This is a genomic window from Pseudoalteromonas luteoviolacea, from assembly GCF_018100925.1.
In the GTDB taxonomy this organism is placed as follows: Bacteria; Pseudomonadota; Gammaproteobacteria; order Enterobacterales; family Alteromonadaceae; genus Pseudoalteromonas; species Pseudoalteromonas obscura.
The window spans coordinates 1-24,791 of record NZ_JAGJEH010000007.1; the positions used below are offsets into that span (position 1 = coordinate 1).

Here is a 24,791-nt window from a genome sequence, read left to right on the forward strand (position 1 = left end):
CCCACTTCTGCGCTACTAAAGGTAAAGGACGCCGCTGTTTTTTCGGTGTTTGAATACGCGCTATCACCAAATGAAACACCGTGACCGCTCGGTGCTTGTGTATCTATAGTTAAAGATAAATTACTTGCCGAATTCGCAGTATTGCCCGCATTGTCGACAGATTGCGCCGAGATGGTATGGCTGCCAGTCTGTAAAGTAGAGGCTGTAATACTCCAGGCGCCACCAGACACAGTAGTACTCCCAATATTACCGTCGAGGCTAGACGACAAGTTAATTGTGTCACCAGTTGTGCCAGTACCTGTGATAGTCGGCGTCGTATCATTGGTAATATTATCTGTATTTGACGTGCCAGAGTCACTACTTGCGGACAGATCCGGCGTACTTGGTGCATTTGGCGCACTGGTGTCAATGGTTACATTTAGAGCACTAGAAGCACTACTCTCATTACTGCTTGCATCCGTCGCTTTTGCCGTAATGGCATGTGTAGTCGCAGAGAGCGTACTGGTCGTAATTTGCCAGTTGCCGCCCGTAGCCGTGCCACTTCCGATCACCGTACTGCCAGACTGATCACTATACAGTCTAACAGTGCTGCCAGACTCAGCTGTGCCACTAAATGTTGGCGTTGTATCTGAAGTGACATTATCAGTGTTGGATCCGCCGGTATCTGAAGCAGAATCTAGGTCCGGTGTTGATGGAGCGCTGGGCGCAACATTATCAACCACAGTAACAGTGAACGATTTTTGGAATGTTGTCGTTGCATCATTTGACTGAACACAAACAATGTAATCGCCAGCATTCAGGGCTGCCTGCGTTTGTAAGCTAGAGCCACTGATTTGGAAGCTACCATTGCCTGTGTGTGCAGAACAGGTACCATTTGCACTACTCCCGCTATTTACCAAGGTGTAGCTATGTGTGTTAGCACTATCAACGTCAGTAGTAGATAACGTACCCACATTAGCCCCTGAACTTGTGGCTGATTGATTAATGCTATTGGCTGACAACGCAATATCTGTTGGCGCATCATTTTGCGCTGTGATGTTTACTACCGCTTGATTGGAGCCTGTGCTATTGGCGGTACCATCATTAAATGTATAATCAAGTGTTACACTAGAAGGTGGATCTTCCGATGTATTCCCATAAGAAATAGATTGAATGACCCCATCGACTATAGCCGACGTTGCACTCGCATTAAATGTAAGCACCAATGTACCGGCTGAGTTGGTTGTCACAGTACCAACATTTGTGCCGTTGTATGTAAAAGAACTCCCTTGTGTTAGTGTTCCAAGTAAATTCAAGTTCGCGAAAACATCTTGTGAACTTGCCCCGCCATTTCTGGCTATTGTCAAAGACGCCCCGTTGTAGTTTCCGTTTCCACCATTTAACGCATCTAGTTCTGTATCAGCAACGGTTGCATCACTATCAATCGCAACTGCCGAACCATTTTCTGTAAACGTAGACAACCCGTTCAATGAACTGAATACCGGAGTATCATTCGCTGCAATTAGCGTAATGAGTGTATTGGCACCACTATCGGCAACTGTAAAGTCTAAGCCCGCACCTGGTGCGTTTGACAGCGTCAGTGCAACTTCCACGGCGGCAAAATCGGTCGCATCCGTATCCACCTGTAAAGTGCTGTTGCCGTTGAAGCGTACATTACTGGTAGTTAGGCCCGTCACACCAGTAATCGTTAGCGTATCACCAACTGCTAAATCGGCGATTGTATCGCCATTGAGATCCGCAGCAGCACCAATAAAATTATCGTTGCCACCATTACCTGTCATCGTATCGGTACCCGTACCAGGCCTTATAGTGTCAGCACTATCGCCGCCCGTTAATATATCGTTACCTGTTAAGTCAGTTGCAGCAATCACTAGGCTATCGCCAGCAAGCGCGGAAGCGTTGATTGTCACGCCAGCACTAATGGCCGCCCCAGACGTATTGCTGACTGTGATACTGCCACCATTGGTGGAGAAGTTATCAGGTATAGTCACAGAGAATACACTGTTAGAGCCAAGTGCAATCGTTTCAATGCTCGACACAGTGGTAGAGGCAAAATTAAATGTGCCACCATTTACCAATTGCAAGCTTTCGCTCCCCGCAGCACCACTAATCGCTGTTGAAAAGTCGCTGACGTTCTGTGCATCAAGGGTCACTGTAGCACCACTTGCAAGTGACAGCGTGCCAACGCTACTAAAGCTCGCCCCAGTAGTATCTGCGCCATCACTTGCCAACACAATATCAGCAACCGTCGCTTCACCAGTGAGACTGCCCGTAAAAGTATTTCCAGCGATATTAAAAGTAACCGCGTCACTAGATGAAGTTGCAGTTGCACTGGTTGTCGCGCCTACATTGACTGTCCTTGTATTTGAGCTGTCATCACCGATTACATAATTCTCAATGCCCGAAAGCACCGTTATATCTCCATCTCCTGTGATGTTGATCGTTTCGGTGCCAGCAGCCGTGATTGAACCGCTAAAGCTCTGGTTTTGGGACGCAGTCATAGTTACCGAGGCACCTGTCACTAAAGACAAATTGGTAATATTTGTTATCGTAGCGCCACTGATGTTGGCACCATTGGACATACTGAGCGTATCTGCAACTGTATTATCGCCGGTGAGAGTGCCTGTAAAAGTGAGTGTACCAACGTCAAATGTAATTGCATCACTACTACTTGTTGCGGTTACCGAGTGCCCGGCAGCGCTAAGCGTGACGGTTCTTGAGTTTGTGGTATCGTCATTGACTGTGTAATTCTCGACCCCCGAAACTGTCGCAATGTTCCCATCCCCACTTATCGACATTGTTTCTGTGCCTGCCGCCGTTACTGTCCCAGAAAATTGCGATAATTGGGCTGCGGTGAAACTCGCCGATGCCCCGCTAGACAATGTAAGGTTTTCAAAACCAGATACCGTGGCTGCGGCAATACTACCGCCATTCCCTATAGAAAGCGTATCGGTGCCTGAACCACCAGCAAGCGTTCCTGTCGCAACCAAGGTGCCCACAGTAACCGTGTCATTATTCGTACTGCCTGTAACATTTTGGCTCGCAGCACCCAGTGTAAACGAGTTTGCGACTGACAGAATGTAAGATTCAATTGCCGCATTACCAGTTAACCCATCTGTCGCCGCAGAGATAGTGATCGTGTCAGTGCCCGAAGCTGTAACAGAGCTAAAACTGTCATGCTGAGCTTCGGTCATAGTGACAGAAGCACCGGAGTTAAGCTCTAGCACTTCTGCATTTGATATCGTAGCCCCAGCAATATTTGACCCATTGGAAAGACGCAGCGTATCTCCTGTGCCTCCACCTGCGTTAAGTGTGCCTGTTGGGGTTAACGCTGCGACATTTATAACATCATTGGAGCTACTACCCGTTACATTTTGCGATGCGCTGCCCAAACTAAATGTCATAGCAGCATTTAGCACATATGTTTCAATATCGGGATCACCGGTTAATTCGCCATTGCCATTGGCACTGGAAAGCGTGAATTGGTTTGTGCCATCGCCATTGATCGTGGTGAAAGATTCATGCTGGGATTCGCTTAAGGTCAGATTGCCGTTGTTTGCAGCTGATAAAGTCTCAAAATTGGTTAAGGTAGTAAGGCCACTGATATCGACACTGTCTGAAACAGCTAGGGTGTCGGTCCCACCGCCGCCATCTGCGGTTGAGCCCGATGCATGGGACGTTTGCGCAATTGTCAGAGTTTCATTTTCACTGGTAAACAAAATAGCTGGATTTAAGTTGGCACCAGTTGTTGTATTAAATGACGCGCCAGACGATGTCGTCGACGTCACATTCGTGACACTGACGGTTGAAGTACGTGACACACTATTGTCAGTACCGTCATTTACGACCACAGTCACAGATCTAGCAGTCGTATTAGGCGTTGAAGATGTATTGTTATAAGTAATCGCATCTAAAAATGTTTGTACTTGAGCAAGCGTCGCGGTTGCCCCAGTAATTGAAATGGTATCTTGCAATGTGACATCTGATTTTCCTGAAATGCCATTTAAGGCATTTTGAGCGGCTCCAGTTACATTGAGTCCTTCAGAAGCACCATCTTGATCATTGGTCAATGAAACCGTGATTGTCTTAATGGTATCTGACTCTGCATCGGTCACGCTGGCGCTATTAGTAATGCCAACTCCGCCACTTCCTTCAGAAAACGCAGAAGATCTATCACTGCCCCCTGCAGCTGAATCTAGATCGACAACGGGAGCTGTGTTTGCCGCAGTCACTGTTGCACCCACTTTAAAGGTATATGTGCCTTCATTGGGATCATTGCTGGTTATCGTCACCGTTGCTTCAGGAGAGCCTACCGTTGTCGGATCAAGTTGAACGACAAAGGTTGTACTCGTTACGCCGTTTAGTGAACTAGACCCCGGTTGGCTCGAAATGGAAAAGTCATTTGATGCAGAAATACTGACTAGTGGCGATCCACTTAAAGTTAACGTAGAACTTGCAATCACATTTTCGATGGTAAACGTACGAGTAAAATTACTTGCGCCAGTTTGATGTGAACCAAAATCCGTGTGGTCACTGGCACTCGGTGTGTTATCCCCAGAGGTAATGGTTTGGTTGTTCCCTCTTAAGTTGATATCAGGATCTGGCGCAGCAGCAACGGTACAGTCATCAGTATCAGGAAACCAGACTCCTCCACCGGGGCCAGCCTCACAGCTATCTTTACTGAGATAGGCCGACGTACAGCCAAATGACACTCTACAAGATGCCGCAAGTTCTTTAGCAATACTGACTTCACCACTGACTTGCGTGGAGTTCATCCCCTCACTACTAAGTAACCCTTGCTCAGCTAAAAATGCCAGTGTCGCGGCTTTCGCATCTTCTCCATCACGCGATTTTGAACTTGTCTGCTGAGCGATGTTAAACACCTGAATAGGTATTTCATTCTCAGCAGAATGAAAGTGTGTATCATCACTCACTTTAATCGTATCTAGCGTCGGCACTTTATGGCTGGATGAAAAATAGCTCTCTGAAATATCTGAAGGCGGATTCGCAGCAACAAGAGAAGGGATCACGACTCCCAGTATTGAGGTGGTCATATCAAGCTTTTTCATTTCAATACTTCCTTCGTAAAATCGTACAAGTGCGCAGAAATAGCATCATCACCACTGACCATTTCGGGAAACGTAGAGTTGGGAATAATGCTCAGATCATAAAGCTGACTTACATCACCTTTAAATTGCAGTTTTGATAGGGTTTGTCCGTTATGTTTATTTACTATCCATATTCCACACACCGTATCCGTTTGGGTGTGCGCCGCCGTCAATGGGATATCGCTGAAAACCTTAGATGCGCGAACTTGGCTGGTAGCAACCAGCATTAAGTCACCAAAAAATGACAGTCCGCGGGTAAATCCAGGTAAAGTGCAAACTGTTGACACTTCACGGGTATCCGGGTTGTAACTAATAACTTCGCCTAAACCCGAATTACACAAGTAAACAAGTCCATCGTCACATCTAGGTGAGTGCGGCATTGATAATCCACTTAACAATATTTCATTGCTATCCACATCTATCAACGTACCATTTTGCTCAGTACGCCAAGAATCTTGACTATCTTGTGTATTAAAAGTGGTTACATATTTGGGACGGCCATTTTGCATCGCCATGCCGTTTAGATGACAGCGATCCTCAGCTTTTAACTCACTGATAAAATGCGGTTTCCATCGCGCTGTAAAGCCAGATTCAGACGACACTGTGGCAAGACAAGAAAAACTCGAATTCACTACCCACAAGCCTTCATCTCCCCAGGCGATATCATGGGTATTCAGGGTGCCCGTTGTAAGAGAAGAGCGCTCAGTAAATAATTTATCGCATTGCTTGATTGCACTGATCTGCTCCTCTCTTAATTGCTTAAACGAGGAAGTATCACGCTCTTCGTCTTGCAGCTTGCTGGCCAGCGAATCCAAATCGTCTAACTCTCCACGGCAAACGCTATCGCGAGACATATCACTCGATTTAAAATTCACAATGCGATTGACTGTGCTTACTAAAAAGCGATCTTCACTCACACAAATGCCCATTGGCCGAACAAACTTCTTAACGCTACAGCTAAGCGCATCAGCCCGACTGCGAAGCAACATGACTGCATGTGATTGGTAGCTTGAAACTACCAACGAAATACCTAATGCTTGAAGAATTTTAGGAAAATTCTCACTGTATTCACTTGCAAAATCAATGTTAACGAAATCAGATTTATCACCTGCCCTTCCGTAACCCTGTTCCCGATACCCTTGCATGTCTCTACTCCTTTGCGAGCGGCTGGATAACACCACTCAACAATCAAACAAGCTTAAAGTTAATTATTATTATTGAACCCAATTTCACTGCTCGATAGACCACAGCTAAGCAAGTAGGAGAGCTCCCCTGTTACCAAAGCTGCAGCAGTGGAAGTACCACTGGCTATAAAACTTGTGTTCTTTTTTTTCAGAGATAATGTCGCAGGCGCATACAGATCAACACACCTGCCAAAATTCGAAAATGGAGCCAAAGTGCCGTCACCCGACAGCGCTCCGACCGTTGTTACTCCCTTGACTTCAGATAGTTTATTACCGATACATGCATCCTTCCCATGGTTGCCAGCCGATACGACCACATAGGCTACGCCACCATGATTTAACCCTTGCTCAATGACCTCTGAAAGCAACTGAGAAACAAAAGGCAAAGTCCAGCTGCTGTTAATAATGTCTACATTCATTTTCAAAGAGATACTAAACGCCAAAATCATCGCCGAGTTAAGCGTACTCGCTTGTTTAATGGCAACGAGTTCCGCGTCTACTTTCGCCTTATTTTTTGTTTTAAATTGCAGCTGATGTGCAATAACACTGGCAATCATGTTGCCATGTGTCGCTTCTGATTTTGTTTTGGCAGAAATGATATTTTGGCTATCCGCGTCATAGGCAAGTAGAACATTAAAAAGTGAAAATGCGGATTCAGACAAATTAAAGCCATCATCTATGATGGCGATGCGACTGGGTTTTATCGATGAATTGCATTGATAATTTCGCAGGCGCTGTAGAGTTTGCGAACTTGCGTGATTATTAACCTTGCGCTTTTGTATTTGGGGAGACCGAACGATGGCAAAGTCCGGCTGCACAAAAGCGCCCTTCAAGCGGCTGATTGATTCATAAGTCGACAAAAATTCGTCTTGCGTCGGCGTAACAAGTACAATTTCGTTAAGTCGATCATTGGCAAGTACCTGCAAACTTAAGATTGATTCTATTCGTTCTAAGTGCTTTTTTTGCTCATTATTTACTTTAACAAGCATTTTTTCATTGAGGTAAAATTGCAGTCCAATATTACTGTTGTAAATATTCTTCTGGCTTGTTGAATACAATTGTATTGTTTCATTATTATTTATGAAGTTGATAAAGGGTGCCTTGGAGCCACTTTTAGCAGTAGCTCCAATACTTAAGAACACCATGAAACAAAATATAAACTTCACTACAAACAGCTCATCTAACTTCGCGGTGGAAAAATACCGTCCATACAAAGACAAAACTGTATTGCAAGATACGGTTGTCTATTTTCATGAGCTTGATTTTGGCCATTGCTCAATATTGCTTGAGAATTCAAAGTAATATTTGAGCCTCCTAAGTCATCAGAAGAATAAACTCGGGCTACACCACCGGTTGTTGCCCTTGCTGCTGACAATAACCCCGTACCATTTGACCTATCAACAAGGCCATCTTTAATGGTTTTACCCGCATTTAATTCATGGGTATGAGTAGGCAGTTCGCTTTCCAATAACACCACATCGGGCAACCCAACTCGATTTCCCAAATCGCCCGGAGATAAACCGGGCCCAGTGCCAAACATGGTTGGCGTTCGACCTTGTAAATCTGGTAACTGCATGTTTGTTTGACCATTGCCACCATAAGTCGTACCTATCACAGCAAACAACGCCTGATTTTGAGATATATCGACAAATTGGCCATCACAAAACGCATAGCTAACGGGAGCAAAGGTGTAAGGCAACATATCAACCTGACCAATAAATGGATCCATTTTAATTCTCCTTTTAGTTACGTGACGGATAGAGGCCGTTCATACAAATAATAAAGCCAAGGTAGAGCATTGGCATACGGTTTTCATGGGACTCGTCTCCACCAGCAGTGCCGATCGCTCTTGCACTAAATGGGTTGGTTTCTAGTCCCGCCGTTGTATCGGGTAAAAAGTGCAGCTCACTGCCAATATATGACTGCCCGTCTATTGGTGCTTGTAGCTCTGAAGTGGCACTTGTTACTTGCACTGGGTGGCTATGTGCCGGCAGTTGGCTCTCCGATAGCACGACTCGCTCAACGCCATACCTCTGTCCCAAAGATCGGTTAGTTAATCCCGGGCCCTGACCATCCCCCACAGGGACCCGCCCACGCATATCGGGTAGCCCATAAGTGGTACGCCCATCTCCCCCATAATTTGAGCCCAACAAGCTAAACAAAGACTCGTTGTCTGTGATTGCCTGCAACTGTCCGGCACAATAAGACCAATGGTAGGGGGAATATACGCCTGCAAACATGCGAATTTCACCTAAATATGCATCACTCATACTCTGCTCCTTTAATTAGTTTCGTGGCGGGTACGCGCCGTTAAGCGCAATGACAAAGCCAATTACAGTAGACGGCTGTAAATTAGTATGAGGCGCATTTTCACCAACGGTTTGAATACTTTGTGACGACAACGTATCGAGCCCACCAGAGTTTTGCGCATAAAACTTCTTCACGCCTGTTGGGAATTGCGTATTAGCCGTAGAAATCGTGTATCGAGCAGTTGGATTTGCATTACTGAAAGGTAAAAAGCTATCGCCTTCTAAGGAATCAACTTGAAAATCGTGACTGTGCCCTGTCTGAGCATTATTGAGCGTAACTTCCTCAAAGCCACCTTTTTGCCCTTGTTGAAAAATGTCATACTTTCCCGGAAAAACTGGCGTTCGGCCACGCATATCGGGTAACGCAAAATTCGTCCTTGCGTCACCGCCAAATGTATCTGACAACAAGGAGAACAAGGCGGGATTGTCATTGACTGGTATCAACGCACCATTACACGCCGCCCAATGCACAGGTGGAAAGTTGAAGGCAATCATTTGCATCATGCCTAAATAAGGATTAACCATAAAAACCACTCCTTAACTTTGACTTGGGTTTAACCCACTTCTTGAACACGTCTACGTGAAATAACTATCTGATATTTATCTTGATCATAAATACTCATAAACATCGGATATTCACCAAACGCACTATGCTTAAAAAGATAGTTGTCTTGCGGAAGCTGGTTGCTTGGGTCTCCCTTTAGCGAGATACAAAATGAGGTAAACTCATCAGTGTCTATGCGGCCATCTTCAACATTACTAATCGCTAATTTGCCAACTAACTGCTCGTTTTGTGTTGAAAACACCTCGACCTCTTCACCAACTAACGAATGCATTAACTCTTGTGTCACTTTTGTCATTGCTTGCTACTCTGCGTCTATTTTTTAAAACTTCTGATCAACCATAATTGCTGTGATTGCCTGCGTTATACACCAACAATGCTTTTCATTGCCGGGGGGTACCAAATGAGCAACTCATGGGGCGTTTGCACTTCCATCACTTGAAAGCCAAGCTCTAAATACAAGCGTTTAGCGGCTAAGTTGTGACTTAGAACCGCCAATGTAAGAGGGACAGCCGACTGTGCGGCGCAATGCTGGAACGACTGTACAATTGCGCGCCCGAAACCGTGACCTCGCGCAGCAATTAAAAAACCGATATCAATCAACCTGATCTCATTGTGGCCAAAATCCAATGTGGCTTTGCCAATAGGTTCACCGTGTTTTTCAATAATGAAATACATCGCATTGGGAAACTGAGCACCATAGCCTTGAGTTTGCGCTTTTAGCTGCATCTCGACGATTGATTCAATAAAATCACGCTCGCCATCAATACACTGCAAATCCTCTCTTACTTCTCTATGCAGCTTTTCGATAAATGGTTTATCAGTTGCCTTTGATGGGCGTATGTGTAGCCCTTCTGGTATGGTAAATTGCACCATTTTCCTTATCCTCTTTTGTGCACCTATTGAGTATATGCAGCATTAAAACTTTTGCTCGGAACTTTCTATTAAATTTTTCAGCCAAACACCTACTTTACAATCAATAACCAAATTGATTCTCGCTTCAGCTCCTAGGTTAGAAACACTGTGTTCTAAATCCGCATTGAGATACCATACTTCATTGCACTTCATCGGTACGATCCGGTTGTTTACGACAAACTCAACTTGTTCTGCACCGGCGATTGGCACATGTATCCGCGCCTCTCCATATTCCATCGACAAGTGGTGATCTCTGTGTGGCAAGATATGACTACCAGCCTCTAAACGCATTAACCTTATCGACTTAAACGAGCATTTAAATTGGGCTAGGAAGCTTTTCAATATGGGAAGCCTATTCATGATTGGTAAGGGAGCAAATTGAGCGTTCTGTTCTTCAATTGAAAAACACTGGAGGATCGGGTGTGCATTAACGTGGGCTTGATTGGCATAGAGTGGTAATACGTTCCAATGTCCTGAAAATCCAGAGGAGTTAACATGTGAGTACCAAGTCAGCTCATTTAATGCTAATACTTCCTCTTTCAACGCTGTAAAATCGCAGTTTAAAGCTAACTTAGCAAAAGCCACTGGATTATTATGCGTCCCTATATTGGTGCTCATTGCACTTAACCTATAAATCGACCTGAAATATCGAACTTATAGACTGTGTCTGCAAATTTTCCACCCACAACTTCTATAAAATCATAACCATCAATTGAGAGTAATTTAGGCCGATTAGTAAAACTTGTTGGCGCATAACTCATCAAATATACGCCTTGGCTGTCAAACTTCTTAATATTATTGGAGTAGGTGTTAAGAATATGGATATGACCCGCTTTGTCACATGTTATCGATTTAATGCCACTAAGCTGATGTTTAAGCTCAACGCCAAACTCACCAAAACTACCAAGTATTTCTCCGTTAAAGTCGAGCGTATATACGGTAAAAGTGGTTTCACCTATAACAAATATACGCTGTCGCTTTTCATCAATTGCAAAATCCTTAACGTGCACCACCAATGGTATTTCACTTATTTTTCTGCCATCTTCGTCATACATGTAAATGCTGTTCGAAGATTCAAATAAAATATAGGTCTTGTTTGAGTACCGTCTTGCGACCCTTGGCTTGAGCCTTACTTTGACGATTTTTTGTTGCGGGTTTTCTACTAAACTTGTGGGGTAATCTAACTTGCTCAATGATAATTTCTGCTCGCTCAATCGTTCAGTATATCTAAACTCAGAAGCCTTTGAGTGAGCTATAAATGACTTTGAAGTCATCAACATACCAGAGGTGCTCAATAACACAGATGACTTGATAAATGCCCGACGTTCCATTTTCTGTCCTTTGTTTCAACGGTAGATGCGATTATTACAGCATTATTAATAATAATAAATTACACGAAATTACATTATTGTAAATATTTGGGTTGATAAGCCCATACTTATGTCTAGAAACCCCCCCCCCTTTCCAAATAGAGTCGTACATAATTGCTACTACCAACTAAAGAACTAAGAAGCTAACAAATTTTTTATTGCAAATTTGTATATTTTGCACAAACCAACAATCCCAATTAATGCAATTATATAGATTAAAAACTAGAATTAGTGCTGTTTTGCGATTCAAAAAAGCCCATTTAATCCCGAAAAACTGAATAAAAACTTAAGGCAAGCTTTTCTTACTAGGTAAAAAATCGTATGTATTATGGATGTAAAATTAATTATAACTTGTAATCGTAAACGACTAAAAAACGATGTAATATCTACAACTCAATTGCTGTACCAAACGTTTCTTGGCAAAAATAATTAACTCGAAGAATAAGCATAATGTCATTAACACATTTTTCTGATCCATATATAGAGAATAACTTTGAATCCTCCCACTATGAGCTGCTTCATAAGATTGGTGAAGGTGGTTTTGGTAAAGTATATAAGGCAAGAAACAAAAATACTGAGCAAACTGTTGCAATTAAATTTCTTGCCCTTGAGCCCCATTTAGAAGAGTCAAAAAAGAAACGCTACGTTGAACGATTCAAGCGAGAAACCGCGCTGAGTGGGCAGTTAGAGCATCCACATATAGTGCGTCTTCTAGACAAAGGGCAAGTCAATGAACACCTTCTTTATGGTGTTTTTGAATATATCGAAGGTCTATCTCTACGTGAACATTTGATGCAAGAAGGAGCACTGGATGCTGTCGGTGCCACCGATATCATGCTGCAAGTGCTCGATGCGCTTATTCATGCACACAAAAAAGGGATTATTCACCGAGATATCAAACCCGCCAATATCATGCTTACACAAGCGGGGGCGAAAACACATGCCAAAATTCTAGATTTTGGTATCGGTACCTTGACCCAAGAAAACAGGCATCAAGACTTCTCAACTATCACTTTAACTCAAGAGACGATTGGTACCCCTTCTTATAGTGCTCCAGAGCAGTTAAGAGGAGAACCGGCTTCAGAAAAAACAGACTTATATGTGTGGGGTCTGGTATTACTAGAATGCCTAACAGGCATGCCAGCGGTGACGGGGTCGAGTGTAGCCTCGATTTATCACAAGCAGCTCAGTGATGTGCATATTCCCATCCCTAGTGCCTTGCTCGGCCACCCTTTGTCCGGATTACTGCGCAGAGTTCTACAGAAAAACGCCACTGAACGTGTTATTTCAGGAAAAGAGATATTTTCTGAACTTCACACCATGAACGTCTCCAACTTGGTAGGTATCTTGGCAGATGTGCAAGCGCAACATGGCTACGATGACCACACGGTTGTTTTGCGTAACGACGATCCGAATAGCCCAGTGTCGCAAGACTATACAACACTCACAGAACGTAAGCAGATCACCGTGTTGGCATTGCGCTTGAGTGCAAAAAGGCTGAACGAAAGCGCAAAAGACTTTGACGTTATCGACACCTTATTTAAATCTCAACGCAACCACTGTATCGATATAGCAACACGATTTGGGGCATACCATGTCGGCAACCTTGCCGATACAATGTTGTTTTATTTTGGTTATCCCGTAGCAAGCGACAATGATACCCGACTGAGTGCTAGAACAGCTTTAGATGTGATCAGTGAACTAGGTAAACGTAATGCACTGATGCAAGAAGCCCACGGGGTTCAACTCAATGCTCACATCGGTATACATTCGGGTATTTTCGTAACCTATGCCAACTCGGTACCTGAGGGCAATATTGCCAATATAGCTATGGATCTGGCAAGACTGGCAGGGGAAAGACAAATTCTCTGCTCAGCAGAGTCTCGAGCTATTTTAGAGCCCTATAGTGACTTCGACTATTTTGACAATATCCAACTTGGTTTATCTTTTGGGCAACTGTCCATATACAACTTAAAAGGTGAAAAGCGTATCGAAGCGTTTGGCTTTATGCGCGGTACCAAGAGTCACCATAAATTAATTGGTCGACAACTAGAGCTAGACAAAACACTGTCTGTAATTAATGGCGAAAACAATACCCGCATCGCCCATATCTATGGTGAAGCAGGTATTGGGAAGTCTCGATTACTGCAAGAAGTTAGGGATAATGCCAGCAAGTATCAACATTTGGTTGCTCAGTGTTTACCAGAACACCAAAACAGTGCTCTGTACCCAGTTCTCAATTTAGTTAAATACCTATTCAATACAGACAATCAAACGACAGATAATATCACGCAATTATTCACTGATGTCTTAACCGACTATGGCCAGTCCGATTCAGAAATCAATGCAACCATTCCTATCTTAATGGTATGGCTCGCTGTCGAATTACCTGAAGATATGCAACCATCTTCGCAATCACCAGACGAGCAAAAGCAGTTACTGTTTGCAGGTTTAAGTGCGCTGTTATTATCTCGTCAATCCAGTATCAGCGAATTTAAGCTCTATATCATAGAAGATATTCATTGGTCAGACTCTATCACCTTAGAGTTCTTACGCTATTTTGCCGCAAAGCTTCTAGATGGCAACGTTATGATAAGTACTTCAAGGCAAGCATGCCCGAGCAGCTTACATGACCTAACGCTGCTAGAGATCGAACTTAATAAACTTACTGCACAAGCTACAACAGACTTTATTGAACAGCTGTTCGACAGCAAAAATGTGTCCGACAATGTACGTTCTGTGCTGGTAAAACGAACCGATGGCATACCACTGTTTATCGAAGAGCTGGTCGATATGCTCAAAGAAAAGCAGCTCGTTCACGAGTCTGGTGGTGCTATCACATTTATCAGCCCTGACAGGCTGGAGCAAGTACCAAGCAGCTTACGTGAGTCGCTGCAACAAAAGCTTGATAACCTAGTGCATGCTAAAGAAACAGCTCAGCTTGCCGCCACCATTGGTAGAGAGTTTGAATACGAGTTGTTAGTTGCAACGTCTTCACTGAGCGAAGATCAAATTCAAAATGACTTGAACGAGTTACTTGAGCGAGAGTTAATCGTTCAACAAAGGCGCGTAAACAGTGATAGCTATGTATTTAAGCACGCCCTAGTCAGAGATGCTGCCTATGACTCACAAACTCATACAGAAGCCACAGCGAAACACGCACTATTTATAGATGCTTTAAAACGCTTGGATAGGTACACCGATCAACCATTTGTAACTGCATTTCATCTACAAAAAGTAAGTCAATTTGAAAGCGCTGCAACTTTGATGCTAGACAGCGCAAACGGTGCAAAGCAGCTGTTTGCAATCATGGAGGCCGAGTCATACTTACAAGAGGCTTTAAGAATCTGCCAAACAGGTGAACTGAGCGAAACCGAGCTGTACCTTAAAGTTAAAAATGATCTCGCGTCTGTCCGTATTGCAGGAAATGGCTGGGTAGATGAGCAAGCCAGTGATGCACTACATGAAAACTTTAAAGTGCTAAACGAAAATACAGATGCTAAAGAAAGGTTTACCACGACTCGTGGACTTTGGTTACAACTATACGCCACAGGCGAAACCGAGCAGGCCCACCAACTCGCATTGGATCTATACCAAAATAGTGAGTGGGTTCCTGACGAATTTAAGCCGGTTATTTATGAAATTCTTATTCAGACCTTATTCTCCAAAGCCGAGTTCTCAAAGATCATTACCGTACTCGATGAGATGCCAGACAATATATTCAAAAATGACTCCGAGACTATTTCAAATAACTTTGGTTTCTGCTCCGAATTAGTTTGTATCGGTTTTAGGGCGTTTGCAGAGCTTTATCTAGATAACCAAGCTCAGGCCGACAAACTGATCACACAACAAACAAAACTCGCTCATGAGGTTGGCATTGTCGATGTGCTATCGGCCACACACGGATTCCAAGCAGAATACCAATTAAACAAAGCTCTGTTGGCTGCCGATAAAACCACTTTTATCCAGTGTGCCGAAGAGGCAAAGCGCTTATCTCAAAAAGGTGTGGACTTGGCGAGAGAAGCAAAAAATGACGGCTGGAAAGGCTATTGTGAAATGCTGCATTTTATTGCCAGCGTCGATGCGGATATCTCAATTGAACAATTTGAGATGGGTATCAAACAGTTTTCTGGCTACTTGTCACATCGCGCCTTTTACTATTCCGTATTAGCCAAAATGACCTATTTATTGTGTGGCGAAACCAACACACAATTCCTTGATATTGCAGAAGAGTCTTCCGATGTATCAAGTTCACTTTATGTAAAACCTCAACTAAATACACTAAGGAAAATTTAGATGAAAACATATCCTAAAGGGCTACTGTCTTTTACTTATAACGCTGCAAACGATCCAGAAGTGAGAGAGCTAGTGTTACAAAACCTACCTCAGGCTATGGCGCTTTTCGACCTATCTGAATCACAAACAGAACTGGTACAGAAAGTAGTGAAAGAGTCATTCTTAACTGATGATCTATGGGCTCAGTACTGCGAAGAGCTTCGTCCAGAAATTGACGACGATATCGCCAAAATCTGGTAATGGAGACATGCGAGGCGCTTGCCTCGCATCACACTATGAATAATCTATCTCAACTACATCAGCAATTGTGCCACTCTCATGGCTTGTTAATTAATCAAAACAACCAAGAAGCAACCAAATATCTTGCTGACAAAATCCCCCAATTTACCAAAGGCGTTTGTTACGAATACCGGGCTGCTGAACTCAATCACCCATGTGACTTTCTCGTCGCCTATGACACGTCTGAAGAAACGCTTCTGCAACTTAGAGGTTTGTTTGATTCGATTGAACAACATCAATCCAAACAAATTAATGAATTTTTAGATCTCTATACTCAGCACCGCTGCCTAAGAGACATACCACTTATTTGGTTGAGCTTTGACTGGAGTAAAACCCACTACCCTATTATTCCGACATTTTATATAAGCACACAACACTATAGCTATGTAAAAGGAGAAAAGCTTAACGACACAATTAAGCATGCACTGTCGACATTGGCGCCCAACTCTCTTGCTCTAGGCGAAGCACTTGCCAGGAAATTAGAATACGGTAAGTTGAATCATATTGGGTTTACTTTTGCCAGAGATAGCCTAAAGACGAAATTCACAATCACATTAGAGTGTGAACACGTTTTGCCTCAGCTTGCGCTATTTGAGTGGCAAGGTGATGTAGCTCATTTACAAAGCGTATTGAACATTGCGTCTGAACTGAGCCACAAAGTACAAATCAGCATTTCATTCACTGATCAATTGAGCACAAAAATAGAAGTTGAGCTGCCTTGGGTGAGGCAGGAAAAAGATAACTATATTAACGACGAGTTTATTGAAAGAGTCATCGATATTTGTGACAAAGAGCCTAATTATCACAGGCTGAACGACGTATCTAAATGGCTTGAAAACAATCCAAATAACAAAGCTTTTTATACCAAGTTTTCAATCTTCGAAGATGGCAGCTGCAATCTGAAAAGTTATCTACATTCAAGCCCACAACCAAAAAGAAGATTATTCGGATGATTAAATCACTTACTCTAATTTCCAGCGTAACGCTTACAAGCATAATGAGTTTTCAAATAGCTGCCGAGCAACAGTACGCTACATTTCCAGATTGGTTGAGTAAAAACAGCTGTGATTATGAAAATCACAGTTTATTTTTACCTGACGATATTACAACACTGCCTTACTTTCCACCTGACGCCTATAACAAAAAAATCTGTAGAACGATAAAACCTCTCACGCCAAGTGATAGCAGTTACAATAAGAAGCTGGCATTTTTAACCAACCAGTATGACTTATTCTCTTGGGCTCAGTTTATAACTTTGAACCGAGAAGTGGATAAGCAGTTCAATGTCACGGCGAAGAACTTACAGGTATGCACAGGTGCAAACTGCAATACCCCTATTTGGTTTAACTGGAGAGATACAGACAGCGTTTTTATGGAAAATGGTTGTACACCAGATGGTTGGGATTTTACTAAAAACGCGTCTGTTAACCCAGCTTTAAAAGCCATTAGTCAAGTTGCCCCACTTGATATGGCAATAAGCCAAGCCATTTTGGTCGATCAAAACAATGAACCTGTTTATTACCAAAAGCTGCTGTCTCCGAATATATTTAATTTGGTCACGCAATTTGAAAACCAAAGTGCATTAGTTAAACCATACCAGCTCTATAATATAGATGGGCAAATTGACTATTTAAAAAGTTATGGCCAAGTTATCGCAAACACAGGTGGCTATGTTAATTGTCCGGATGATGTCAACAAGATCTGTAATAGCATTCCAGCGCTAGAAAACTATGGTCCGACAGATAATACTGGCGGACTGACCATTAAAGTAGCTTGGAAAGTGCTAGGTGAAAATGACGACCCGAGCAAGTTCATACATATGCAAAAAAGTGTCAAAGTGTATGAAAACCTGGACAATGGAGAGTATAGTAAGTCTGCTAAAAACGTCACTAAAACATTAGGTGTCGTCGGTTTTCATATCAGCCATAAAACCGTTTCTTCTCCAAACTGGGTGTTTACAACATTTAGCCACGAAGACAACATATCTGGCAGTAATCCATTGTTCAATGATCCCAACTGCCCAACCTGTGCTGTTAATCATGCAAATGGCGGTGAGACAAAAACACAGGTCACTAGATTGGAACAAATAGGCCCCATTACAAAACAGGTCAATCAGTTTGTAAAACAAAAGTTAGCTAAAGAAAAGTCTGTCCTTCAATATTACAACTTGGTCGGCACGCAGTTTTCAACCGACAGCAGCGATCCTGAGCGTGAAACTTTTCCAGGTAAAATTGCTAACTATTCTGGAGGCGCACCTCATCCGGTATTTCTAACCAATGAAGTGCTCGAAACGTTTCTTCAGCTTGGTAATACCCCAGTTGGTAAAGATAATAAGCTATTCTATAAAAGCTCATCATGTATGAACTGCCATGTGAGTGGTGGCTTTGCGCAGGCCGCAATCAACAATGTGCCAAAAGATCAGCTAAAATCGAGTTACTCCATTTCTCCAACTGACTTTATGTTCATTTTTGAAGATGCACATTGGCTAAACAGCCAAGCCTGTAAATAATCTCGTATAGGGCTATTTTTATAATAGCCTTACTTACAGAAACATAAAAAACTATAAATCGCTGCAATACAAAGCATTGCCAATATTACGTAGCAACAAATTTTCACACCGGCATGTTTGTCCACAGCTCTATTATCAACAAGCCACCTCACGCCGTAACGCCACAACACAAAAAACCAACTAAAAATTAACACTTTCATATTACCTGATGATAAATTAAACAACTCGTATTGTGATATCTCTTGTTGTCTTGCGGCAGTACAAATTTTCCACCGCACACTAACAAACAATATAAAGTTGTTGTTATTTAGCATTAAATATCAAAAGTTTAAGAAGTATTTTTAAATCCATATCTTTTCTAGTTTAAAAGGGAATTTGATGATTTATAGTGTACTTATCTATTTAACAGCGGTTGCTAGTTCTTCAGTGGATGTTGACCATGCCTATTTGCACCAACTCCCAACCCAGTGTGATAATTACACTCAATTGGCCAATCAAGGATATCGCATACTGCCCTGCTTCTTTGCTACATTGGGCAACAATCGGACAAACCAGTCAGTCATTCGCGATGCTTACCGACAATTTCATGCGTTAAATTGGGATGTATTGGAAGGCCTTCCTGGCGTTGCCGACTATCGCTCTAATTACCTATCTAAAAGAGACACATACCCGGTATGGCAATCATGGCCTAACTTAAACTCATTTTCCAAGTTAGATGACACATCTTGGCAAAAAGCCAAGAAAGAAATACCTGATATATGCCACGATTTTGTCTCATTTCAAGATCGCGCTTTGTTTGAAAAAAACCATCCAAATATAACCAATTTAAATACACCATTATTACTTGAAACGCTTTTAAACCCTCAAGGTAACATTCTAATAGATAGCAATGGTAACCCAGTCTACTACTCTATTCACATGAACAAAGTAGCATTTGACTACTTAAAAGATAATGAAACGGCTGACCCCAAAATATTTCCCGCAGCTGATGCATATGCAAACAAGAGAGGGTCAATTTTTGTTAAAGCCGCATGGCTAATAAGTTCTTTTTCAGATGCAGAAAACTACCATCGAGCGGCGGCATTTATCGTTGAAAAAGAGCAACAACAGGTAACAAATTGCAAACTAGCGGTTGTCAGTCTTTCTGCATTACACATAATCAATAAAAATAACCCGACGCCACAAGCTTTAGCGCCAGCAGATACAAGTTACAAACTGAATATGTGGAGCTGGGCAACATACCTGCACTCAGGCGCGGTTCCAACTAAACAGCAAAATTCAAAATCAGAGGTTGATCTGAATTCAAAGTACCCGCTTTTTAGTGAGCGTTTTATTACGATTAAAGAAAGCTGTTATGATCGGTCTGGCAATTTAAATACTCAACTTCCTACCTGTAAAATAAATAAGCCCACTTGCTACTCGAATGCTTCAGGTTGTGAACCCAGCGCTCTTTTAGGCCTTCTTTCTAATGAAGACAAAGATATCCTAACAATTTATAACGCTAAAACAGCGGAGCTGTTAAAGAGCTCTGTTTGGGGGAATTATCGTATTCTAAATAGTCAATGGTCAGATATGGGGATCATCAAACCAAAATATTTAGCCAACCCCATTTTAGAGCCATTCGATGGGCTAGATTCGAGCTGCAGCGGATGTCATTCCGATGCAAATACACAGAAATTTAATGACTTTGTATTTTCTACAAACCTAAAACTTAACTAGAATAGGGAATCTAATATGAAAAGAACTTTACTGTTTTCGGGTTTACTACTGGCATTTTCGGCTATCTCTGTTGAGGCTGTCGGCTCATCTTCTTATCAATTCAGCAAGCAAAACGCTTCAGTCCACTTAACCAGTCAACAATTATATAAATACAAAGACAGCCTTTGTGCCCTCCAAATCGTAAATACTATGGTGCTAGATGGTGATCTGCAGTCTGTTACAAGTACCATGTATCCACTTCTTAACAGTGATGCGAAAAATGCAGAGTTGCAGAAAGAAAAACTGAAAAATCTATACTACGTACCTTATTCAGAAGTAAGTGCGCAACAAGGCACATCTATTCACTACTTGATTGAAAAAGCTTATGGTCCCATCACTAAACTTACAAACGTCTATTTAAGCAATGAAATGGCTGACGAATTAGTTGCGCAAACAGCAAGCTACAATGCCCAAGCAAAATTGACTCTAACATTAGGGAATGCAGCAGTTAGAACGGCACTCACTCCAGATCATGGTGTTGCATATGAAGATGAAACTGAGCTTCACAATTATTCTGGAGACAGGAGCTTCATCTTAAACTCCCAAGATCAAAAAAACTTAGCGCTACTTTTGTTCTCAATTGCAAACAACAAAGCGCAATATGATAAATTCCAAGACCTACTTAAAAGTAAGAATATCAAAAAGATTAGCAATAACTTTAAGGCTATTGCACTTCCAAATAAACAATTTATCTCACAGACAGCAGCTGACAAACTGGCTTCTCTTACGGTAAAACACGACCATACTGAATTGGTATCTTTTATAGGCACTAATATTTATAAACCTTCTTGGTAAAGAGAGCGAATGTTCACCGTTTTAATTCGTAGATAACATTCAACCTTGAGTGACTGGATGTCACTCAAGGTTTTAAAATTTGACTTAGATTTATTTGCTTTATGCATAAGTACTTCCTCCTTCTAAAAGGCACTTTCGGAACTATGATGCTCGAATATACAAATTTAACCCATCTATACTGTGCTTAAAATAGATCTGATAACACATACAGTTTATTTATAACTGCTCTCCAATTATCTAAAAAATTATGCCAAAATATGCCCCAATACGCATAAAAGGATTATGTATGAAAAATATATTCTGCCTCATTACCTCTGTCGGTTTATTAAGTTCAGCTCAATTCGCACAAGCTGCGGATACCGGCTTTGGAGTATCCGTCTTCGGAGGACACTCTATCAATCACGACTTAACAACCAGTAAAGACCAAACAATCGACCTTGAAGACAATAGCCACTTCGGTATATCTGTCGATAGACTCATCAACCGAACACGCTATGGCATGTATTACAGCATCAATGAAACTGAGTTTGCTGATAACGCCATCGCAAAAGTTGACATGGAGTACTTACTATTTCAAAGCGCCATTGAGCTGCCTATCAATGACAGTTTATCAAGCTATGTTGGCGCACAGATTGGTGTAAACCGCATCACACCAAACTTTGCCGAAGCGGATGAGTTTTTTGCGTCGGGCTTGTTCACTGGCATCGACTACAATATTGGCGCTGGTTTTCACGCATTTACCGAGCTTAGATGGATGGCAACCATTGTAAAAAACACGTCTCAAGTTGTCTGCGACGATGACCCAAATACACAAGACAATTGTATTTGGCACTTCGATGGTGACGTACTAAGTCAGTTCCAATTTAGTGCTGGTCTAAATTACCGTTTTTAGTCGCGTTAAACTTTGCTTTAGTTCATCAATAAAAAGCCTAGTTTTATATGGGGTGAAGCGGGTGTTTGGGTAATAGGCCCACAATTGCTTCACCTCTGATTTCAAATCTGGCAGGACCGGAATTAAAACCCCTTGCTTTAGCTCTCTGGCGACATATTGCGGGGAGATAAAAATTAATCCCATCCCCTGAATGGCTGCCTTCATCAATGCATCAAGATGGTCGGAGACAAAATTGTAGTGACTAAAATCAAATAAGCTGCCGTCTTCTAAAATTATCCCGCCTTTCTTCTGGTAGTAATTACTCAACAACATTTTATGGGCTGCCAAATCTTCAATGGCCGTTATTTTTTCACATTGTGATAAATAGCTAGGTGCTCCGAATACCGTCATTTGATAGTCAGCCAATCGAATTCCTTTGTGAGCCGCAGAATCAAACTCTTCATAATAACTGGTGATCACCAGATCATGCTCGAGATCTGGCGGAGAGCCCGGCGTCAATATATTCAAATGAATTGTGAGGTTTTCATACTTGTCTAAAAATTGCTTAATGACAGGCATTAATAAACTACTGCCTATGGCCTGGGTCGCAGCTATTTTTAGGGTACCTTGCGGCTCAAGCTCACTCCCCTGTGCCTGCTCGATCATATCGTCAAACTGCCCTACCCAGTTTCTTGCATAGGACAAAAAGCGAATGCCGTTTTCGTTTAAGCTTACTTGCCTTGTCGTACGCACAAAAAGTGTTTGACCCAACTGTTTTTCAAGCCAGTCAATTCGCTTGCTCATTGCCGACGCAGACACACCTATGACATCTGCGGCCTTGGTAAAACTGCCCATATCCGATAATACAACAAAGCTGCGTACAGCACTTAGCCAATCCATATTATTTCCTATGAAGAAAAAGTCTTTTAATTATTACCTTATTTTTAGGACATTAAAAGCACGTTATAGTAGCGCCTATTGTGCCCCACCATGAGTAACTGCCTTGAATAGATATATTGCTTTGGCCGCTTTTTTACTGTCATGCTCTCAATTGGCCAGTCAAATATTTATGCCCGTATTGCCTGATATCACGCAAAATCTTGCGCTTACTGAGGGAGCAAGTCAGGCAATCATTATTAGCTTCTTTGTTTCATTGGGGGCTGCACAATTAATTGCCGGTCCGTTATGTGACAAATACGGCAGCCGGCCTATTTTTATCTGCGGACAAATCATTTTAGTACTGGGTACATTGCTGTGTGCTCTAGCCTCTGATGCCAACACTTTTCTAGCTGGCCGGGTGTTGCAAGGTATTGGTAGCGCAGCCCCTGTACTCGTCAGCCGAGCAATTTTATACGCGACGTTTAAAGGTAATAAACTAAACAGCTCAATGGGGAATTTAGCCATATCTGCCAGTTTAGTCGCTTTGATCACACCACTGATTTCAGGCACCCTCGCAGACATGTTTTCATGGCAAGGAATGTCCATTGCACTTATTGTCTATTATGGCTTCGTGATGGTTTTTGGCCTGATTGTATTTCCCACGCAACAATCCTCAAATATATCATTACGCCCCGCTGCACTTGTAAAGCAATATGTCGATATTTCCCTCAGTCGTTTTTTTGTATCAATGGCTGTATTAAAATGGGCACCGACATTTTTATATTTAACCATTCAGCTTTACTTCCCCTTTCTTTTAAGGAATCAATTTGGCTTTACCACCGAGCAAATTGGTCAAGCTATGACAGTGTGTATGGGCGGCCTGCTTATCGGTTCTTCTCTTGCCAAAGCCATGCAAAAACGAGTCTCCCATTTAAAAGTTGTTGTCTATTTATGGCCTGCTTTGCCAATAAGTGCGCTGACTTTCCTATTTTTTCACGGTTCCGTCTACGCCGTTGTCTTCGCTTATTGCGCCATATTGTTTATTTTTGGTGGGTATTTTCCCAGCTATATGTACTATGTCGGACACTTCCATACATCGCGTTCCAGTACCGCCAATGCGCTTGTAGGCGCCACCGAACTGCTGATATTTTCAGTAATAGCTTGGCTTGCTAATCAATATTTAATTAGCGGCCCAGACTCTATTTCAATCATTGTCGCGACAATTTCTATCATCGTATTATTGGCTGCAAAACACCTCTCTTTTGCAGCAAAATCTAATCACTGTATTCAAGGAGAAGTAACATGCAATTCGAAACCGAACGACTCATTATAAGACCTTTACAGTCCACCGATTTGCAAGCTGTTTATGACTCTCGTCGGAACCAAGAGACATCAAGATATATTGGTAAACCAGAAACCCTAGATGATGTTAAAAAGCGCATTGAAGAAGCCAAACAGCCTTTTCAAAATCTAGAGGGGCAGAGATTACTGCTTACCTTAGAGTGCAAATCATCGGGTGACTTTATCGGTGAAATGTTATTCAAGCATACCCAATTGGCCAGCCGCATTGGCGAAATAGGCTACCGATTGAGTCCAGAAAAACAGAAAAAAGGCTATGCTTTTGAAGCGACTAGCGCACTTATTTCGAAGCTTTTCACAGAGTTCGACCTAAATAAAATCACGGCTATTTGCGCGACTGAAAATACCGCTTCATGGCAACTGATGGAAAAACTCGGAATGAAAAAAGAGGGTTGCTTACGCGAATATATGTTGCTCCAAGACAGGTGTGTAGATAGCTACTTATACTCCATATTGAAAAGAGAGCACGTACGTTAATTATTGACCTTCTTCGAAATGAATGGTGAATGGCTTAATAAACGCAATAAATGGCGCTTTTACTTGTCAAATCCTCAACATTGGATTCTGAAATTTTATCTCTTTATTGGCTAACGCAGA

General features: G+C 42.3%; 20 protein-coding genes. 9 read left to right on the forward strand and 11 right to left on the reverse strand.

Features of this window, described 5'->3' with window-relative positions; translation table 11 throughout:
* From J8M00_RS15635 to J8M00_RS15680, 10 genes are all read right to left on the reverse strand, one after another.
* Positions 1-5,069, reverse strand: a 5,069-nt coding sequence (locus J8M00_RS15635; protein WP_247687419.1) for a beta strand repeat-containing protein, incomplete at its 3' end; no start/stop codon positions are given.
* The gene (locus tag J8M00_RS15640) at positions 5,066-6,253 is read right to left on the reverse strand and encodes a TIGR03032 family protein (RefSeq protein WP_211011475.1); all 1,188 of its coding nucleotides are present in this window, start codon (positions 6,251-6,253) and stop codon (positions 5,066-5,068) included. The genes J8M00_RS15635 and J8M00_RS15640, both read right to left, overlap by 4 nt.
* Positions 6,254-6,312: 59 nt before the next feature.
* On the reverse strand, positions 6,313-7,281 hold the full coding sequence (locus J8M00_RS15645; RefSeq protein ID WP_211011476.1) for a S8 family peptidase: 969 nt from the start codon (positions 7,279-7,281) through the stop codon (positions 6,313-6,315).
* A gap of 191 nt (positions 7,282-7,472) precedes the next feature.
* Positions 7,473-8,021 (reverse strand): phage tail protein, encoded by a 549-nt coding sequence (locus J8M00_RS15650; protein ID WP_211011477.1) that lies wholly within the window; start codon positions 8,019-8,021, stop codon positions 7,473-7,475.
* Between the two features lie 13 nt (positions 8,022-8,034).
* Positions 8,035-8,562 carry a phage tail protein gene (locus tag J8M00_RS15655; RefSeq protein ID WP_211011478.1) on the reverse strand — a complete coding sequence of 176 codons (528 nt, stop codon included), beginning with the start codon at positions 8,560-8,562 and terminating at the stop codon, positions 8,035-8,037.
* Between the two features lie 15 nt (positions 8,563-8,577).
* Positions 8,578-9,126: a phage tail protein gene (locus J8M00_RS15660; protein WP_211011479.1), complete on the reverse strand. Its 549-nt coding sequence runs from the start codon at positions 9,124-9,126 to the stop codon at positions 8,578-8,580.
* 29 nt (positions 9,127-9,155) lie between these two features.
* Positions 9,156-9,461, reverse strand: a complete 306-nt coding sequence (locus J8M00_RS15665; protein WP_211011480.1) for a DUF6916 family protein — start codon at positions 9,459-9,461, stop codon at positions 9,156-9,158.
* A 65-nt stretch (positions 9,462-9,526) separates the two neighbouring features.
* The gene (locus tag J8M00_RS15670; RefSeq protein ID WP_211011481.1) at positions 9,527-10,039 is read right to left on the reverse strand and encodes a GNAT family N-acetyltransferase; all 513 of its coding nucleotides are present in this window, start codon (positions 10,037-10,039) and stop codon (positions 9,527-9,529) included.
* 42 nt (positions 10,040-10,081) lie between these two features.
* Entirely contained in the window at positions 10,082-10,696 is a 615-nt protein-coding gene (locus J8M00_RS15675; RefSeq protein WP_211011482.1) for an aspartyl/asparaginyl beta-hydroxylase domain-containing protein, read from the reverse strand.
* Positions 10,697-10,701: 5 nt separating this feature from the next.
* Positions 10,702-11,409 (reverse strand): hypothetical protein, encoded by a 708-nt coding sequence (locus tag J8M00_RS15680; RefSeq protein WP_211011483.1) that lies wholly within the window; start codon positions 11,407-11,409, stop codon positions 10,702-10,704.
* A 489-nt stretch (positions 11,410-11,898) separates the two neighbouring features.
* Here J8M00_RS15680 and J8M00_RS15685 point away from each other — a divergent pair, with 489 nt between their 5' ends.
* The 7 genes from J8M00_RS15685 (at position 11,899) to J8M00_RS15715 (ending at position 21,977) form a co-directional block, all read left to right on the forward strand.
* A complete protein-coding gene (locus J8M00_RS15685) occupies positions 11,899-15,744 on the forward strand; it encodes a TOMM system kinase/cyclase fusion protein (RefSeq protein WP_211011484.1) in 3,846 nt (1,281 codons plus the stop codon).
* Positions 15,745-15,984 carry a hypothetical protein gene (locus J8M00_RS15690; RefSeq protein WP_211011485.1) on the forward strand — a complete coding sequence of 80 codons (240 nt, stop codon included), beginning with the start codon at positions 15,745-15,747 and terminating at the stop codon, positions 15,982-15,984.
* 35 nt (positions 15,985-16,019) lie between these two features.
* Positions 16,020-16,976: a hypothetical protein gene (locus tag J8M00_RS15695; protein WP_211011486.1), complete on the forward strand. Its 957-nt coding sequence runs from the start codon at positions 16,020-16,022 to the stop codon at positions 16,974-16,976.
* Complete coding sequence (locus tag J8M00_RS15700; RefSeq protein WP_211011487.1) at positions 16,973-18,532, forward strand: hypothetical protein; 1,560 nt, start codon at positions 16,973-16,975, stop codon at positions 18,530-18,532. Before J8M00_RS15695 ends, J8M00_RS15700 begins: the two co-directional genes overlap by 4 nt.
* 378 nt (positions 18,533-18,910) lie before the next feature.
* A complete protein-coding gene (locus J8M00_RS15705) occupies positions 18,911-20,251 on the forward strand; it encodes a hypothetical protein (protein ID WP_211011488.1) in 1,341 nt (446 codons plus the stop codon).
* 15 nt (positions 20,252-20,266) lie between these two features.
* Entirely contained in the window at positions 20,267-21,085 is an 819-nt protein-coding gene (locus J8M00_RS15710) for a hypothetical protein (RefSeq protein ID WP_211011489.1), read from the forward strand.
* A 286-nt stretch (positions 21,086-21,371) separates the two neighbouring features.
* On the forward strand, positions 21,372-21,977 hold the full coding sequence (locus J8M00_RS15715) for an outer membrane beta-barrel protein (RefSeq protein ID WP_211011490.1): 606 nt from the start codon (positions 21,372-21,374) through the stop codon (positions 21,975-21,977).
* Here J8M00_RS15715 and J8M00_RS15720 read toward each other — a convergent pair.
* Positions 21,960-22,856 (reverse strand): LysR family transcriptional regulator, encoded by an 897-nt coding sequence (locus J8M00_RS15720; RefSeq protein WP_211011491.1) that lies wholly within the window; start codon positions 22,854-22,856, stop codon positions 21,960-21,962. The genes J8M00_RS15715 and J8M00_RS15720 overlap by 18 nt on opposite strands.
* Before the next feature lie 103 nt (positions 22,857-22,959).
* On the opposite strand from J8M00_RS15720, the gene J8M00_RS15725 reads away from it, so the two are divergent.
* Together J8M00_RS15725 and J8M00_RS15730 are read left to right on the forward strand one after the other, a co-directional pair.
* Entirely contained in the window at positions 22,960-24,168 is a 1,209-nt protein-coding gene (locus J8M00_RS15725) for an MFS transporter (RefSeq protein ID WP_211011492.1), read from the forward strand.
* Complete coding sequence (locus J8M00_RS15730; RefSeq protein ID WP_211011493.1) at positions 24,138-24,671, forward strand: GNAT family N-acetyltransferase; 534 nt, start codon at positions 24,138-24,140, stop codon at positions 24,669-24,671. The genes J8M00_RS15725 and J8M00_RS15730 overlap by 31 nt, the downstream gene beginning before the upstream one ends.
* Positions 24,672-24,791: the final 120 nt, after the last annotated feature.